The organism is Mucilaginibacter frigoritolerans, from assembly GCF_007830615.1.
Classification (GTDB): domain Bacteria; phylum Bacteroidota; class Bacteroidia; order Sphingobacteriales; family Sphingobacteriaceae; genus Mucilaginibacter; species Mucilaginibacter frigoritolerans.
Map to the genome: position 1 here is coordinate 297,283 of NZ_VLLI01000008.1, position 17,007 is coordinate 314,289.

The following is a 17,007-nucleotide window of genomic DNA, read 5'->3' on the forward strand; positions in this document are numbered from 1 at the left end:
AATTTAAGATCTGGTAATTAGGAGATTCTTTTCTTCATACCAGATCTTAATTTTTAATATAATAAACAAACAAATAAGCGAGAGCATAATTCCAAGGGCTTGAGCCGATCGCCCGACGGTATGCACGTGAAATAATTTAAAAACAATGAGACACGGAAAAAAAGTTAACCATTTAGGCCGTACTGACAGTCACCGCAAAGCGATGATGAGTAACATGGCTACATCGCTTATCTTACACAAGCGTATCACTACTACTTTAGCTAAAGCAAAAGCTTTACGCGGTTATGTAGAACCAATTTTAACAAAATCAAAAAACGATACTACACATTCTCGTCGTATTGTATTTAGCTACTTGCAGGATAAAGATGCAGTTACTATCTTGTTCCGCGAAATAGCTGAGAAAATAGCTAACCGTCCGGGTGGTTATACCCGTATCATCAAAATGGAAAACCGTTTAGGTGATAATGCTGAGATGGCAATGATTGAATTGGTTGATTACAATACAGTTTACGGTACAGATGTTGCTAAAACTGAAAAGAAATCAACTCGTCGTCGTGGTGGAGCTACTAAAGGCAAAGCTGCTGTTAAAGCTGACGAAGCAGTTGTTGTTGAAGAGCCAAAAGCAGAAGTAGCTCCTGAAGCACCTGCTGTAAGCGAAGACAATGCTGAAAAAGGAGAATAATTTTAAATCCAAATAAACTTAATTATTAAGGAACAGCCCCGCCACAAGCGGGGCTTCTTTGTTTATATAATTTGGCATTTAAATTCTTTTACGATATTTTTTGATTTTGGAGAAATAATATTTTAACTTGGTGTTAAAGTATTTGATCCCGTACTTATATAAAACCGGGACGAACTAAACCAACAGATTTATATGAAAACTGAATTAGGGAAACCTTTGACAAAAAAACAAATGAGAGAAATTCTAGGCGGTAAATTTCCTGGTTGTGCGCCTGCTGGAAAACTAGGTTCTGCTTATGTGCAGGGCTGTTGTGCTCCAGGATTGCCAGACCCTACCACTGGTATTTGTAGTTAATTATAAATAATAAGGTAAGCACCGCTCAATTATGAACTGTGCCTGTTTTATTATAAACAAACATTAAACAAATCAACAGAAGTATGAAAACTAATTTAGGAAAACCTCTAACAAAAAAGGAAATGAAGGAAATTCAGGGTGGTAAATATCCTGGGTGTGCTGGTGTTGGACAGCCAGGTGTTGCTTATATCCAGGGCTGTTGCTCAGGATTGCTTCCTTGTGGCGGCCCTAATGGGCTATTTTGTGAAGCAGACTGTGCGTAACTAAGAATTTACTTGGATTAAAGCCATTTCTTGCATACAGTAAGGATGGCTTTTTACTTTGTACCCGGTAGTTAAAGACGATTATATTATTGATTTTAGCAGGCTCAATAACTTGAATAGTTTGTTTTAGTTTTAATGATTTTCTGCCAACCTGTCACCAATTTCAGTTGTCATCCTGACTAATTATTACCTTTCACCTTTTACTCTTCCTCATTCAACCTAATTTTAACTGCCAAAGCCAGATTGGCACAAGCCTTGTTAAATAGCTTGTAATAAACAAAAAAATCAATCAGGAAAATATAATCATATGTCTAAAATAATTGGAATCGACTTAGGAACAACCAACTCATGTGTTGCAGTAATGGAGGGTAACGAACCCGTAGTTATTGCTAACAGTGAAGGTAAACGTACTACGCCGTCAGTAGTGGCTTTTGTTGACAACGGCGAACGTAAAGTAGGTGACCCGGCAAAACGCCAGGCTATCACCAATCCTACAAAAACTATTTATTCTATTAAACGCTTTATGGGTAACAACTTTAACGAAGTTACCAAAGAGGCTTCACGCGTACCTTATAAAGTGGTAAAAGGCGACAACAACACTCCACGTGTTGAAATCGGCGACCGTAAATACACTCCACAAGAAATTTCAGCGATGATTCTTCAGAAAATGAAGAAAACTGCTGAAGACTTTTTGGGAACTGAAGTTACTGAAGCGGTTATTACCGTACCGGCTTACTTTAACGATGCTCAACGTCAGGCTACTAAGGAAGCTGGTGAAATAGCAGGTTTAAAAGTACGTCGTATAATTAACGAACCTACTGCTGCGGCTTTGGCTTATGGCCTTGACAAAGCGCACAAAGACATGAAAATTGCTGTGTTTGACTGTGGTGGTGGTACTCATGACGTTTCTGTATTGGAATTGGGTGATGGTGTATTCGAAGTAAAATCAACTGATGGTGATACTCACTTAGGTGGTGATGACTTTGATCAGGTAATTATTGACTGGTTAGCTGATGAATTTAAAAACGATGAAGGTGTTGATCTGCGTAAAGATCCAATGGCTTTACAACGTTTAAAAGAATCAGCAGAAAAAGCTAAGATTGAGTTATCTAGCACTGCTCAAACTGAAATTAACTTACCATATATTACTGCTACTGATGGTGTGCCTAAGCACCTGGTTAAAACATTAACCCGTGCTAAATTTGAGCAACTGGCTGATAGCTTAATAAAACGTACTATTGAACCATGCCGTTCAGCATTGAAAAATGCAGGTTTAAGCACTTCTGATATTGACGAAATCATATTGGTGGGTGGTTCAACCCGTATCCCTGCTATTCAGGAAGCGGTTGAGAAATTTTTCGGTAAAGCACCTTCAAAAGGTGTAAACCCTGATGAAGTTGTAGCTATTGGTGCTGCTATTCAAGGTGGTGTATTAACTGGAGAGGTTAAAGATGTATTGTTACTTGACGTTACCCCGCTTTCATTAGGTATTGAAACTATGGGTGGTGTAATGACTAAATTAATTGAAGCTAACACTACTATCCCAACTAAAAAATCTGAAGTGTTCTCTACTGCATCTGACAGTCAGCCGTCAGTTGAGATCCACATTTTACAAGGTGAGCGTCCTATTGCTTCTGCTAACCGCACTATAGGCCGTTTCCACCTGGATGGTATACCACCAGCACCTCGTGGAGTGCCTCAGGTTGAAGTAACTTTTGATATTGATGCTAATGGTATATTACATGTATCAGCAAAAGATAAAGCTACTGGTAAAGAGCAAAAGATCCGTATCGAAGCATCTTCAGGTTTAACCGATGCTGAGATCAAAAAGATGAAAGATGAAGCTGAAGCAAATGCTGATGCTGACAAAAAGGCAAAAGAAGAAGTTGAAAAACTGAATGCTGCTGATGCTTTGATCTTCTCAACAGAGAAACAGTTGAAAGAATACGGTGATAAAATCTCTGCTGATAAAAAAGGTCCGATTGAATCAGGCTTAACTAAATTGAAAGAAGCCTATGCTTCAAAAGATTTTGATGCTATTGATGCAGCTCAGGCCGAATTAAGCAACGCTTGGAACGTTGCATCTGAAGAGATGTACAAAGCGACTGGTGATGCAGGTCAGGGTCAGCCAGGTGCTAGTAATCCAGGTGGTGCACAACCAGAAGGAAACGCTGATGCCGTTACTGATGTTGACTTTGAAGAAGTAAAATAATCCCAATCTCCTAAGAGATTTAATAATAAAAACCCCGGCTAATGATTTAGTCGGGGTTTTTTATTGGAATGATTCAGTCTAATAAATAATGATTATGGGTTTGCTGTTATTATCAATTAAACTATAATCTGTTCCATGTTCTGCATCGGGCCAAATCTTAACTGCCTTGCCATTTACTTTAAAGGTTTTTATATTCCCTTTAAAGCCATGCATCACTAATTTAATTTTGTTGTATTTGGATGTGAAAGATCCTTCAACTGCCGATAAACTGATAGTGCTTTTCGCAGGATCGAAATAGATTTCTCTTTTGTAATACTCTCCATTTTCATAGTTGTATGATGAGCCGTCATCTTCATAATAAACAAAGCTGTTGGCTTCTTTGCCGTACCATACGTTAAGCTCCAAAATACCATCACCTTTTTCATTTGTACTTTGAATTACATTTTGCATGGGGATAATGCCTCCGGCTTTCACAAACACAGGCAAATTATTTAATGGCGCTTCAACATGTACGGCTTTGCTTCCTGTAAACTTTTCACCATTGCTTAAACGGTACCATTCGCCTGCCGGGAGGTAAACATCTTCAGTAAACCGTGTGCTTTCTACCGGGGCAACCAGCAACGCATCGCCAAATAAAAACTGGTTCTGGTATTTAGTATTAAATACTGAAGTATCCTGTGTATAATTAATAGCTAGTGTGCGACTCAAAGGCAAGCCGGTTTGGTGCGATTGGTAATAGCCTGAATAAATGTATGGTAACAGTTTATAGCGTTGTTCAATATCTTTTTTGATGATGGCTTCATTTTCTTTTCCCCAGCGCCATGGTTCGCGATATTTGGTGCCTTGCATTGCGTGATTACGGAACATGGGTGTATAAACACCTAATGAGTTCCAGCGTACCATTAATTCGGGCGTAGGGTCGCCTGTAAAGCCGCCAATGTCAACGCCGACTAATGACATGCCTGTTATACCCAAACTGTTTACCAGGCGCTGTCCAAGCAGCATATGGGCATCATAAGCAGAATTATCCCCTGTCCAAACTGCCGAATAACGTTGTGTACCCGAATAGGCCGCACGTGTAAGTACAAACGGGCGTTTATTACCTAATAATTTCTTAGTCCCTTCAAAGGTAGCGCGGGCCATTTCCATACCATATACGTTACGTACCTCTGGCATGTAATAATCACCGAATTTTACAATTGATGGGATATTTTGCCCCCATGCAGCGGGCTCATTCATGTCGTTCCAAAAACCTTCAACTCCTGGTTCGGTAAGTGCCGTAAACGATGCACCCCACCATTTACGTACATCATCCCTGAAAAAATCAGGAAAATGACAGCGGCCGGGCCATACGCTGCCCACATATTTTTCGCCGTTTGGATAGGTAGCGAAATAGTTTTTAGCAACCCCTTCATCATATTGTTTATACCCTGGTTCAACCTTAATACCCGGATCAACTATAGTTACCAGGTGAAAATTCATGGACTTAAGCTGATCAATAAATGCCTTTGGATTAGCAAATGTTGTTTTGTTCCAGGTGAATATTTTGTAATGATCCATGTAATCAATATCACAATAGATTACGTCTGCAGGGATTTTTTCCTTGTGGAAAGTTTCGGCAATATTCAGCACCTCTTCAGCGCTCATATAGCTCCAGCGGCATTGCTGGTAACCAAGGCTCCACAGCGGTGGCATTTGCATACGACCGGTAAGCCAGGTATAATCTTCAATAATTTTTGATACACTCTGTGCCCCGAAGAAATAATAGTTCATATCGCCCGCATCGGCCCCAAACCAACTCATGGTATCATCTGTTGAAGCACCAAAATCGAAATAACTTTTATGGGTGTTATCAAAGAATAATCCATAAGTTAATCCATTATGCAGGCCTACAAAAAATGGAAAAGTCTCATACAATGGATCAGACTTTGGTGTATGGTCAGGGACGTCAGAGTTCCAGTTTATATAGGAACTCCCCCGGCGGTTTAAATCACCTGTTTTTTCACCGAGTCCTATAAACTTTTCATCTTTATATAATTTCCGGTAGTTCACCACCTTTGTTCCCTGCCAGTTGGTTCCAAAGCGGGCATCGTCTTCGCTTAGCACCTTATTATCTGTAGTATAAAAGCTAAAACGCAATGGCGATTTGCTTATACTTAGTTTTAATGAGCCGGTATTGATCAATAACTCATTAGTTGATTCACTATATTCTAATTTTTCTGCCGGTTTCTGAATAACCGCGAATGAGGTATCAGCACTATGTACTTTACTAATATTTACACGGATAATAGTAGGAGAGTAGATCCAGATCCGGGCCTCAGATTCTTTAGTTTTTATAACTAATACATTGTTTTGTTTGCTGACGCTTTCAGCATTTCCTAAAATTTTGGTTTCCATATGCTGTTGGGCAAATAAGCAGGATGAGTAAATGGACAAGAGTATAAAAAGGGAACAACAATAACGTTTCATTGGTTTTAAAATTGGATACTTCAAAAGTAATAATTCTTCGGGAACGTTACCGGAAGCCCTGTAAACAAAAAATCCTGCTCAAGTGGCAGGATTTAATGATTGAATATGAGTTGAAATTATGGCCAAAGGTTTTCCGGATAAGTTCCGTTTTTAACCAGTTCAGATATGCTTTTCTGTACAATGGGTTTATCTTCTTTGTAAGTAACACCAAACCATTTTTCGCCGGTTGGTATTACTTTAAATGATGCTTCACCACTTTTGATCAACTCATCACCAATTAGCGGAATAAAGAATTCAGCTTTAGGATCGTTTTCATTCTTTTCAACAAAAGCTTTAAAAAAGGGCTCTGTTTTTTTGAAAACTGCAGGAGTAAAGCCCCAAAAATTCATGGAAACAGGTGTGTTTGACGGTAATGAGATTTCTTTACCATCTTCTTCATAAACGACACCACCATCTTTTGCAAAATAAACTTTGAGGCGTTCGTTAATAGCTACCATATTGCCATTCTCATCAACCTGGCACACACCGCGTGATACGGTTCCGTATTCAGATAAAGTTCTGTCAACCTGGTAACCTATGATAGAAAATTTATCATCAGCTACTTCGGTATTTAAAAACTTAGCCATTTTTTCAAAGGCATCATAACCATAAAAATCATCAGCATTTATTACGCAAAAAGGCTCATGAATCTGGTTGCGTGCAGATAATACGGCATGGGCTGTTCCCCATGGTTTAGCCCGTTCAATGGTTTTATCAATACCAAAAGGTTTAAGGTCATAGCTCTGATAAACATAATCAGTTTCAATACGTCCTTTTAATTTAGGCTCAAAAATGGCTTTAAATGGTTCAGCAAATTCCTCGCGGATAATAAAGCTTACTTTACCAAATCCTGCTTTAATAGCATCATAAATAGAATAATCTATAATGGTTTCACCATTAGGGCCAAATCCATCTACTTGTTTCATGCTTCCATAGCGGCTGGCCATACCAGCTGCCAGAATTAATAATGTTGGTTTCATATGTTCTCAGGTACTTCAAATAAATGTAAATATGACATTTATTTATATTATTTTATTATTGTGATAAATGTTTTTTAGGGTAAAATGTTTTACTATTCAATTATTTAATGTATCTGAAATCCTGACCGGCTTTGATATTTAACAAGGTTTCATAAATAAGGCGTATTACGTTATCAACGTCTTGTTTGTGAATCATCTCCACAGTGGTATGCATATAACGCAACGGCAGGGAGATTAATGCTGATGGTACGCCATCATTTGAATAAGCAAAAGCATCGGTATCGGTACCAGTTGAACGTGATGAAGCCTGGCGCTGAAATGGAATCTCGGCCTTTTCAGCTGCTTTGATCAGTAATTTATTCAGGTTATTTTGTACGGCAGGGGCATACGATATTACAGGTCCCTTACCACAAGCCAAATCACCCTGGCTAATCTTATTAATCATTGGTGTTTGCGTATCGTGGGTAACATCTGTTACAATAGCAACGTTGGGTTTAATATGATGAGCTATCATTTCGGCACCGCGTAGTCCGATTTCTTCCTGCACAGCATTTACTATGTAAAGGCCAAAAGGAAGTTTTACTTTATTTTCTTTTAATAAACGTGCTACTTCGGCAATCATAAATCCTCCGGCACGGTTATCTAATGCACGGCCAACATAATAGCGGTCATTTAATACCATGAACTCATCTTCATAAGTAATTACACAACCTACATGTATGCCTAATTTTTCAACCTCTTCTTTTGAAGTGCAGCCACAATCCAGAAATATATTTTTTAAAGTAGGAGCTTCTTCCTTTTCACCTGCGCTTCGGGTGTGAATAGCCGGCCATCCAAAAACTGCCTTTACAATGCCTTTATCGGTGTGGATATTTACCCTTTTTGAAGGGGCTATCTGATGGTCTGAACCTCCGTTACGGATCACATAGATCAATCCATCGCTGGTAATATAATTTACAAACCATGATATTTCATCGGCATGAGCCTCAATAACCACTTTATATTCAGCTTTTTTGTTGATGATACCAACAGCTGTTCCGTAATTATCTACATAGTAATCATCAATATAAGGTTTTATGTATTCAAGCCATAGTTCCTGGCCTTTCCATTCAAAACCGGTAGGAGAGGGATTATTGATGTATTTCTCAAAAAACGATAGGGAAGCCTTATTTACAACAGCAACATGCTCAGATGCCTCAGATTTCTTTTTAGCCATAATTTATTAAAAACGGTTAAAACAACCGCTCACAAATATAATGATTAAGGTGAAAGCTGAAAACAGAATTTGATGGGTGTATATTAAGGTTTAGGGAGTTAACAAGTTTTCTGAAAATTATAGTTTTAATAGTTTTGGGAATATAAACATAGGTTAACAACACACTATTTAAGCATGATTTGTTGATGATTTAACATTGACTTTATCTGGTAGTTGTTCCTTTGTGGTGAGTAAATTTTTTCAAAGATCAGTTTAGTTAGTTAGAAACCAGCCTATGTATTAGGCTGGTTTTGTTTTGTAGATTTTTTTGCGATTAAATGGTATATTCAAAACGTATATATGTACCATAGTTAAATGAAAATATTAAAACCAATCCTTGTTGCTTTATTCTTGCTGTTAAGTGGTTGTGAGGTAACACAATATGTTAGTATACCATTAGAATATTCGCCAAAAAAATTGTTTAAGCCCGGTACTGTAACCGTTTTGCTGATTAATCAATATGACTTAAGTGTAGCCAAAAATTACACTAAACGCAAGCTTGCTGCCATCCAGGCGGGGGCTTATTCGTCGCTTAAATATGCCGAAACGCAGCTGAAACAGCTTCCCAATACAAAAACTATTTCTTTGGTCGACTCAACACAATTTGCTGCAAACACCGATTCGATAAAGCTTTTGGCTGCAAAATATCACGCCGATTACGTACTTGCCTTAAATAAATTTACTGCAAGCGTTGATTTAGATAATATTGACAACTCAACAGCTTATTATAATAGCAGCGTTCAGGTTGAATTTATACTTTATGAGGGTGATGGTGTGCACTTTAAAAAACTAAACGGCCAGGCAATAGAGGCCCAGCCCGAAACGCCATATATGGGTTTATTAGGATCGTTGGTTGTTCATCCTACAGTTGGCGGTAGTAAGGCAACTATCAATATTGCTGCACAAAACGCCACTCAAAATGCTTTGCAGGACTATTTGCCAAATCGCATTGTGAATCAAAGGCCGCTTTACAATGATGAAATATTTGGACCTGCCATAAAAGAAATTTTAGCGAGTAATTTTGACAAGGCCGACACACTTTTAAAACCATTTTTAAAGGATGTTAATACACAAATAGTAAGCAGAGCAGCTTATAACCTGGCAGTAGTGTACGAAGGCGAAGGGGATGTTGACCTAGCCATATACATGGCTAATCTATCCTTAAAAAATGCAAAGAATGACTATGCAACTAATTTATTGGGGGATCTGGAAAAGGAGTAATGAGCTTTTCCATAATCTCATAATCATAACCATTTTTTGAAAAAAACTTGCCGGTTTGAACGAAATCAGCCTTTAAATAAAAGCCAGTTGCCGAAATTCGGGCGTTGCACCAAATTCGAGTGCCGCCTTCATGCTGTGCAAAACCAGTAATATATTGTAGTAAATTATTTCCTATCCCCATTTTTTGTGCCGATGGATCAATGGCTAGTTTACGAAACTGAAAGTCCGTCCCGTTTTGAAAAAGCGATACTATCCCCACTAGTTTATTATTTTTAAATGCACCGAAGTGGATGCCATGTTCATCCTCTTCGAGGCCCATGTTGTGCTTCATCTCGCCGGGATATAATACATCACGTCTTAATTGCCAGGTAAGTTCCGGACGGATTTGTTCGATTTGTATCATATTAAGATGTTCGCTTTCATATTTTATAAATTACCCGCTTCAAATTGTTGTTTGCCCTGTTATAATTCCGAAATCACAACGGGATATTTCCGTGTTTTTTTTTTGGATTATTAACTACTTTATTTTCCAGCATTTTAAAAGCATGGATCAGTTTTATACGGGTTTCTGCAGGCTCAATTACCTCGTCAATAAAACCACGCTCGGCAGCACGGTAGGGGTTGGCAAAAATGTCAGAATATTGAAGTTCCATTTCTTTCCATTTTGCTTCTTTATCTGCTGATGTATTAATTTCCCGTTTAAAAATAATTTCGGCGGCACCTTTCGCACCCATCACCGCAATCTCTGCCGATGGCCAGGCATAATTCATATCGGCTCCAATATGTTTGGAGTTCATTACATCATAAGCACCGCCATAAGCTTTGCGGGTAATAACTGTAATGCGGGGAACAGTTGCTTCACAAAAAGCGTAAAGAAGTTTAGCGCCATTCGTAATAATAGCGTTCCATTCCTGATCGGTGCCTGGTAAAAAGCCCGGGACATCTTCAAATACCAGCAAGGGAATATTAAAGCTGTCGCAAAAACGTACAAAGCGTGCTCCTTTTGTTGATGAATGTATATCCAATACACCTGCCAAAAATGCAGGCTGATTGGCTATAATGCCAATACTTCGCCCCGCCAGGCGGGCAAAGCCCACCACTATATTTTCCGCAAAATCTTTATGCACCTCTAAAAACGATCCCGCATCAATTACCAAATCAATCACTTCGCGGATATCATAGGGTTGCGAAGCGTTTTCGGGCATAATATTGTTAAGATCGGGCCTTAGTTCGTTTTTTATTTCGTATGGCAGGGCAGGGGCCTTATCCTCGCAATTTTGAGGCATATAGCTCAAAAGTTTCTTTACGTGCTGAATGGCCTCAATCTCATTGGCACAGGCAAAATGAGTAACTCCCGATTTAGTAGCATGTGTGGTTGCTCCGCCTAACTCCTCGGAAGTAACTACTTCATGTGTTACTGTTTTTACCACATTGGGACCTGTAACAAACATGTAGGAAGTGTTTTCAACCATTAAAATAAAATCAGTAATAGCAGGCGAATATACCGCCCCACCAGCACAGGGACCCATAATGGCTGATATTTGCGGTACAACACCGGAGGCCATAGTGTTGCGGTAAAAAATATCCGCATATCCACCTAAAGATACTACACCCTCCTGTATTCGCGCTCCACCGGAATCGTTTAAACCAACTACGGGAGCGCCATTTTTAAGGGCGAGATCCATTATCTTGCAGATCTTTTCTGCATGGGTTTCGGAAAGCGATCCGCCAAACACGGTGAAATCCTGAGAAAAAACATAAACCAAACGACCACTGATAGTACCATATCCGGTTATAACCCCATCACCCGGGTATTTCTCATTTTCCATTCCAAAATCAGTAGAACGGTGTGCTACCAGCATACCAATTTCCTGGAATGAACCCTCATCCATCAAAAAATGTAAACGCTCACGAGCGGTAAGTTTCCCTTTTTTATGCTGACTTTCAATTCGTACTTTACCACCACCTAAAAGGGCCTCTCCACGCTTTTGCTTTAGTAATTTTATCTTGTTGTTCACAATTATGGTTTATAATTGCAAGATGGTAAAAAAAGGTGAAAGGTTAAAGCAAAGGTAATATAGCATGTCGCAATTAAGCAGATAAAATAATCATTAAACCATCAGAATCGTACCATAAAGATTATTGATTTTATTAAATTCGATAAATTCACAACTCAGATTTGAATACATACCACATTATATCGATCCTTATATTTTTAACTTCAGTTTTTGCTTACATCAACGACCGATGGATAAAATGGGCACCTACCATTGGTATAATGGTAATTGCTTTGTTTTCATCTATTTTGATCGCCATCACGGGTTATTTGGTGCCCGAAATATCATCAAAAGCATTAGTTCTGGTTTCAAACATCAATTTTGAGCAGGTATTAATGAAGATTATGCTTAGCTTTTTGCTATTTGCCGGAGCATTGCACATTGATGCCAATAAACTAAATAAAGAAAAGTGGCCGGTGATGGTTCTGGCTACCATTGGTACATTTTTATCCACCTTTTTGGTGAGTATTATGGCATGGTACCTTTTTCAGTTTTTTGGTATATCGGTACCCTATATCTATTGTCTTTTATTTGGAGCTTTAATATCCCCGACAGATCCGATTGCTGTTATGGGCATCCTTAAGCAAGCAGGAATACCACAATCATTAGAGCTTAAAATTGCAGGCGAATCATTATTTAATGACGGCGTAGGCGTAGTTGTTTTTTTAACCATTTTTGAAGTAGCGCTTAATGGTAGCACTCATTTTTCGGTTGCAGGCACGGCCTTGCTTTTTTTAAGAGAAGCGGGTGGTGGATTATTGTTTGGCGGGATACTAGGTTACCTGGCCTATTTTTCCATTAAATCTATTGATAATTACCGGGTAGAGGTTTTGATAACGCTTACAGTGGTAATGTGCGGGTATGAGCTGGCTGATTTTTTGCATTTATCGGGTCCATTGGCAATTATCGTTGCGGGAATAATCATTGGTACAAAAGGGAAAAAGGAGGGACTATCGGAAATTTCAAGAGATTATCTGGGGAAATTTTGGGATTTGCTTGATGAGATTTTTAATGCCGTGTTATTTCTGTTGATAGGCCTTGAAATGCTGGTGATAAAAGTGGACCCGATTATACTGGCAGCAGGTGTTATGATGATTGTTTTGGTTTTGCTGGCTCGTTTTGTCTCAGTGGCATTTCCTGTGTTTTTTATGCGAAAGTGGATTCACTTTGAAAAGAATGCCGTTTTAATATTAACCTGGGGTGGGCTTAGGGGTGGTATATCCGTTGCGCTTGCACTTTCTTTGCCTGCCACTATGCACCGTGATGAATTTGTTCTGATTACTTATATAATCGTTGTGTTCTCCATTATTATACAAGGTTTAACTATTGGGAAGCTGGCAAAACAAGGTATTTAAAGCCTTTTTATGGTAAGAAATTTAGCTATCAAGCTTTGCACGTGTTGATAAGACCACCACGCTTGTTCCCATAACTGCGATAAATAAGAACGAAGCTCTTAATGTTGCCAAACCGGCGATAAAGCCTATTACCGGAGGTCCAACTAAAAAGCCAATAAAACCTATAGTTGATACCGCCGCCAGCGCAACACCCGCCGACATGGTTTTTGATTTTCCTGCAGCGCTGTAAACCATTGGTACTACCGATGATACTCCAATACCAACTAACAAAAAGCCGGCAAGAGCAGTATAAAAATAAGGGAATATAACTGCTATGAGTAAGCCCGTAGCAGTTAAAGAACCGCTAACCTGCAAAGTTCGTTTTAAACCGAAGCGATGTGCAAACCCGTCGGCAATAAACCTGCCCCCGGCCATTGTTCCCATGAAGGCAGTAAACCCGATTCCTTGCAAAGCAATGGGTGCTTCAATCACTTTTTTAAAGTAAATAACGCTCCAGTCAAACATAGCGCCCTCACAAATCATTGAGCAAAATGCTATGCTTCCTAATGTTAAAAGCGGAATCATCAGCTTTAATCGTTCGGATAATGTTAAGGTTGATTTTACCTCCTTTGTAGCAACACCATAATCATCATAAAGAAATCTCGAAGCAATAATAACTCCGATAATCAGGATGCTCAGAATAATAATAAAATGATGGAAGGGATCAATCCCCCGGGCAATCATAAAAGTACCTATTCCGGCTCCGGTAAACCCGGCGAGACTCCATAAACCATGGAAAAATGCCATAATGGGTTTATCATACATTCCCTCATTGGCTACTGCCTGGGTATTAACAGAAATATTTACGGCATTGCTTGCAAAGCCGTAACAAAGCAGGCAGCATATTAATTGAAAAGTGTTTTTTGCCAATCCTAAACTTACTAATGCTGCACCATAAAATAATATAGCAGAAAGTAGCAGTCTTTTGCTCCCTATTTTAGTAATCACCCATCCCGAAAACGGCAAAGACAACATTAAACCCACCGGTAGCGAAAATAATACCGCACCCAAAGCAGCGTCAGACAAGCCCATAGTTTGCTGTACCGTTGCTATGCGCGATGCCCAACTGGCAAAACACAAGCCGGCCATAAAAAACAAAGCGCCAACTGCAATGCGTAGTGTTGTACGGTGTATATTTATAGGAGGAATTGATGAATCCATGTTTACTTATTTTTTCTTAGTGTTAAAAATACACTAAGTTAGCCTTGTACAAAGGTACATATTTTGAGCAGAAAATAAATTGAGCATGCTTTACAGGCAATGTAACAAAAAAGCCTTCTTTCGAAGGCTGCTCATATTCATAGGTACTTAATATTTTTAGCAATTGCCATCAGGCCCGCAGCTTTCGCCTTCAATAATTTCAAATTTTGGTTTTGGATTTTCCTTTTGCCATTCGGTATATGCTTTTTGCAGGGTTTGTTCAAAAACAACCTCTGCCTGTGCGCCGGATACGGCATATTTACTGTTCATTACAAAAAACGGAACCCCTTTTATGCCAAGATATTGTGCTTCGGCAATGTCATGCTTTACTTCATCTGCATAAGCATTGCTTTCTAATGTTTGTTTTACTTCTTCAGTGTCCAACCCTATTTGTTTGCCTAATTCAATCAGGGTTTTCAGGTCGTCAATGTTTTTACCATCAGTAAAATAAGCTTTAAATAGCTGTTCTTCGGCTTCAATACCCAAGCCGTTTTTCTTAGCTAAATGGCTAAACCGATGTGCATTAAAGCTATTGGCTACTATAGCTTTATCAAAGTTATAGGTTAAACCCGCTTCTGCTGCCATTTGGGTTACATGGGCATTTAAATCACGGGCATGATCAATTGTCCAGCCCTTTATGTCTGCAAGATATTGATCAATGTTTATAGAAGGGTTAGTTTCCATGTCAGGGTTAAGCTGGAAGCTTTTCCATTCAATTTCTACATCATTCCTGTTTTCAAATTGCTGCAAAGCATTTTCAAACCTTCTTTTGCCGATATAGCAAAACGGGCACATCACGTCTGACCAGATTTCAACTTTCATAAATATCCTCTTTAGTATGCCAAAAATAATTTACTACATTAACAACATGGTAAGCGTAAAGTAAACTTTAGGCCTCCTAAATCTTTAACATGAAAATAGCTGTTAAGTTTTTTGTTCCATTTTTTTATTAATTAAAAAGACCAGAAAGAAGAAATTAAAGGTGTGAAGAAGGGTAAAAAGAAGCAAATGTTTATTATCAAAATAAAAAATGTATATCGAATAACGCTGTTGGTATATAGAATAACTGCGTTGGTGTAATTTATTTGTGTGGAAAATTAGATAGATTAACTTTGGGTTTGATAAATAATTGCAGGGCATATCTTTAAATAGTGTTTCTGCAGTTTTAAACAAAAGAGGCTTTAACCTATACCTTATTACTGTAAATCAATAATAAAATTTAGCGAAGCTTTGTACTACGGGATAACTGATTGTCAAAACCTGTCCAAAATATTTGGTTTGATAATTAAAGCTGACCAATTCTACTAATACCTTCTTTTTGTAGTAACCAACTGTCTTTCTCCTGATTAAACTAGGTAAATAGCTGATTTATTTAATCTTGTTAGTCTGAATCACTATTCAGGATAATTATGCTATTTAAACTTTTTGTGACCTTTCAGATGAAAAAATCCAACCGGATTTTATATTGAAGTTTATTCACTCAATTAAACTTATTAAAAAAATTTAAAAAGTTTTGGAATTGTAATTATTATTTTACTAAGTTTGTATAAGATAATGTATAAATTAGTATTTAAGAACGAACTTTATTTTAGCCTTATGTCGGTAAGGGTAAATTTTAATAGTTAGATTGGTTTGAATAGATCCTCGTTTCGGCGGGGATTTTTTATGCAATATCTTTTTAATAAACCAAACACCAACACAAAACTTATTTAATGGCGCGATTAAATTTACTGGAAGAGACAAGGTATGAGAAATTACCTGTAACGGTATATCCCAATCAGCAACAGGCATCGGTAGCGGTAGCGGAGCGGATAGCCAAACTGATAAAAAGCAAGGAAAGCAAAGGTGAAAAAACAATATTAGGGCTGGCCACCGGGGTAACGCCGATAGCGGTTTATGCCGAACTGGTACGCAAACATAAGGAAGAGGGCCTGAGCTTTAAAAACGTGATCACCTTTAACCTGGATGAGTACTATCCGATGCAGCCTACAGCAGCCCAAAGCTATGTAACCTTCATGAACGAGAACCTGTTCAGCCATGTAGATATCGATAAAGCCAATGTACATATCCCCGATGGAACCCTGACAACCACCGAAGAGGTGGCCGCTTTTTGTTTAGATTATGAGCAAAAGATCACCAAACTGGGGGGACTTGACCTACAGATCCTGGGAATTGGCCGTACGGGCCACATCGGGTTTAACGAACCGGGCTCGGCACCCAATTCAGGAACCCGCCTGGTAACCCTGGATGATTTAACCAGGAATGATGCCTCCCGTGATTTTGGTGGTAAACAAAACGTACCTACCAAAGCCATCACCATGGGTATCGGCACTATTTTCAAAGCAAGGGAAATCATCCTGATGGCCTGGAGCTTAAAGAAAGCACCGATTATTAAAAAAGCAGTAGAAGGAGAGATCTCTGGTGAAGTACCGGCTACCTATCTGCAATTATCTGACCATGTAGAATTTGTACTGGATGAAGCCGCAGCCAGCTACCTGACCAGATTTGATACCCCATGGCTGGTAAAAGATTGTATCTGGGAAAATACCCTGAAAAAGAAAGCGGTATTGTGGTTAGCCGAAACAGTAAACAAACCGATACTGAAACTTACCGAAGAAGATTATAACAACCATGGCATGGCCCAGCTGGCCGTAGAACAGGGTCCGGTATACAATATCAATATTGACATCTTTAACCAGCTGCAACATACCATTACCGGCTGGCCGGGAGGCAAGCCCAATGCAGATGATACCCAAAGACCGGAAAGGGCACAACCGGCACAAAAACGTGCTATCATCTTTTCACCACACCCGGATGATGATGTGATCTCCATGGGCGGCACCTTTATCCGTCTGGTTGACCAGGGACATGATGTGCATGT

14 protein-coding genes are annotated in these 17,007 nt (G+C 38.9%); 7 read left to right on the plus strand and 7 right to left on the minus strand.

Going from position 1 to position 17,007, the window contains the following annotated elements:
- The first annotated feature begins 145 nt into the window (after positions 1-145).
- The 4 genes from rplQ to dnaK all read left to right on the plus strand — a co-directional run bounded on the left by rplQ (position 146) and on the right by dnaK (position 3,511).
- Positions 146-682: a 50S ribosomal protein L17 gene (rplQ, locus tag JN11_RS15125; protein WP_144913872.1), complete on the plus strand. Its 537-nt coding sequence runs from the start codon at positions 146-148 to the stop codon at positions 680-682.
- Between the two features lie 192 nt (positions 683-874).
- Positions 875-1,036, plus strand: coding sequence for a hypothetical protein (locus tag JN11_RS24455; protein ID WP_170227761.1), 162 nt, complete (start codon positions 875-877; stop codon positions 1,034-1,036).
- A gap of 83 nt (positions 1,037-1,119) precedes the next feature.
- Complete coding sequence (locus tag JN11_RS15130; RefSeq protein WP_144913874.1) at positions 1,120-1,299, plus strand: class IIb bacteriocin, lactobin A/cerein 7B family; 180 nt, start codon at positions 1,120-1,122, stop codon at positions 1,297-1,299.
- A 262-nt stretch (positions 1,300-1,561) separates the two neighbouring features.
- Entirely contained in the window at positions 1,562-3,511 is a 1,950-nt protein-coding gene (gene dnaK / locus JN11_RS15135) for a molecular chaperone DnaK (RefSeq protein ID WP_262713286.1), read from the plus strand.
- A 78-nt stretch (positions 3,512-3,589) separates the two neighbouring features.
- On the opposite strand, the gene JN11_RS15140 is transcribed toward dnaK, so the two are convergent.
- The 3 genes from JN11_RS15140 to JN11_RS15150 form a co-directional block, all read right to left on the minus strand.
- Positions 3,590-5,908 (minus strand): glycoside hydrolase family 31 protein, encoded by a 2,319-nt coding sequence (locus JN11_RS15140; RefSeq protein WP_246139017.1) that lies wholly within the window; start codon positions 5,906-5,908, stop codon positions 3,590-3,592.
- Positions 5,909-6,096: 188 nt separating this feature from the next.
- Complete coding sequence (locus JN11_RS15145; RefSeq protein ID WP_144913879.1) at positions 6,097-6,999, minus strand: nucleotidyltransferase family protein; 903 nt, start codon at positions 6,997-6,999, stop codon at positions 6,097-6,099.
- Between the two features lie 100 nt (positions 7,000-7,099).
- Positions 7,100-8,215 (minus strand): M42 family metallopeptidase, encoded by a 1,116-nt coding sequence (locus tag JN11_RS15150; protein ID WP_144913880.1) that lies wholly within the window; start codon positions 8,213-8,215, stop codon positions 7,100-7,102.
- Positions 8,216-8,569: 354 nt separating this feature from the next.
- On the opposite strand from JN11_RS15150, the gene JN11_RS15155 reads away from it, so the two are divergent.
- The gene (locus JN11_RS15155) at positions 8,570-9,475 is read left to right on the plus strand and encodes a hypothetical protein (RefSeq protein ID WP_144913882.1); all 906 of its coding nucleotides are present in this window, start codon (positions 8,570-8,572) and stop codon (positions 9,473-9,475) included.
- On the opposite strand, the gene JN11_RS15160 is transcribed toward JN11_RS15155, so the two are convergent.
- On the minus strand, positions 9,444-9,878 hold the full coding sequence (locus JN11_RS15160; protein WP_144913884.1) for a GNAT family N-acetyltransferase: 435 nt from the start codon (positions 9,876-9,878) through the stop codon (positions 9,444-9,446). The two genes, JN11_RS15155 and JN11_RS15160, sit on opposite strands and share 32 nt — an antisense overlap.
- A 73-nt stretch (positions 9,879-9,951) precedes the next feature.
- Positions 9,952-11,493: an acyl-CoA carboxylase subunit beta gene (locus tag JN11_RS15165; protein WP_144913885.1), complete on the minus strand. Its 1,542-nt coding sequence runs from the start codon at positions 11,491-11,493 to the stop codon at positions 9,952-9,954.
- A 161-nt stretch (positions 11,494-11,654) separates the two neighbouring features.
- Between JN11_RS15165 and JN11_RS15170 the strand changes: the two genes are divergently transcribed.
- Positions 11,655-12,887 (plus strand): cation:proton antiporter, encoded by a 1,233-nt coding sequence (locus JN11_RS15170; RefSeq protein ID WP_144913887.1) that lies wholly within the window; start codon positions 11,655-11,657, stop codon positions 12,885-12,887.
- Positions 12,888-12,908: 21 nt separating this feature from the next.
- Here JN11_RS15170 and JN11_RS15175 read toward each other — a convergent pair whose 3' ends face one another.
- On the minus strand, positions 12,909-14,087 hold the full coding sequence (locus JN11_RS15175; RefSeq protein ID WP_144913888.1) for an MFS transporter: 1,179 nt from the start codon (positions 14,085-14,087) through the stop codon (positions 12,909-12,911).
- A gap of 156 nt (positions 14,088-14,243) precedes the next feature.
- A complete protein-coding gene (locus tag JN11_RS15180; RefSeq protein WP_144913890.1) occupies positions 14,244-14,948 on the minus strand; it encodes a DsbA family oxidoreductase in 705 nt (234 codons plus the stop codon).
- A gap of 890 nt (positions 14,949-15,838) precedes the next feature.
- Here JN11_RS15180 and nagB point away from each other — a divergent pair.
- A partial coding sequence (gene nagB / locus JN11_RS15185; protein ID WP_144913892.1) for a glucosamine-6-phosphate deaminase occupies positions 15,839-17,007 on the plus strand: 1,169 nt, incomplete at its 3' end.

Bases quoted from the DNA above. Each gene is read 5' to 3' on its own strand.
- rplQ (WP_144913872.1), top strand. From the start codon at position 146: ATGAGACACGGAAAAAAAGTTAACCATTTAGGCCGTACTGACAGTCAC.
- JN11_RS24455 (WP_170227761.1), top strand. From the start codon at position 875: ATGAAAACTGAATTAGGGAAACCTTTGACAAAAAAACAAATGAGAGAA.
- JN11_RS15130 (WP_144913874.1), top strand. From the start codon at position 1,120: ATGAAAACTAATTTAGGAAAACCTCTAACAAAAAAGGAAATGAAGGAA.
- JN11_RS15140 (WP_246139017.1), bottom strand. From the start codon at position 5,908: ATGGAAACCAAAATTTTAGGAAATGCTGAAAGCGTCAGCAAACAAAAC.
- JN11_RS15145 (WP_144913879.1), bottom strand. From the start codon at position 6,999: ATGAAACCAACATTATTAATTCTGGCAGCTGGTATGGCCAGCCGCTAT.
- JN11_RS15150 (WP_144913880.1), bottom strand. From the start codon at position 8,215: ATGGCTAAAAAGAAATCTGAGGCATCTGAGCATGTTGCTGTTGTAAAT.
- JN11_RS15155 (WP_144913882.1), top strand. From the start codon at position 8,570: ATGAAAATATTAAAACCAATCCTTGTTGCTTTATTCTTGCTGTTAAGT.
- JN11_RS15160 (WP_144913884.1), bottom strand. From the start codon at position 9,878: ATGATACAAATCGAACAAATCCGTCCGGAACTTACCTGGCAATTAAGA.
- JN11_RS15175 (WP_144913888.1), bottom strand. From the start codon at position 14,087: ATGGATTCATCAATTCCTCCTATAAATATACACCGTACAACACTACGC.
- JN11_RS15180 (WP_144913890.1), bottom strand. From the start codon at position 14,948: ATGAAAGTTGAAATCTGGTCAGACGTGATGTGCCCGTTTTGCTATATC.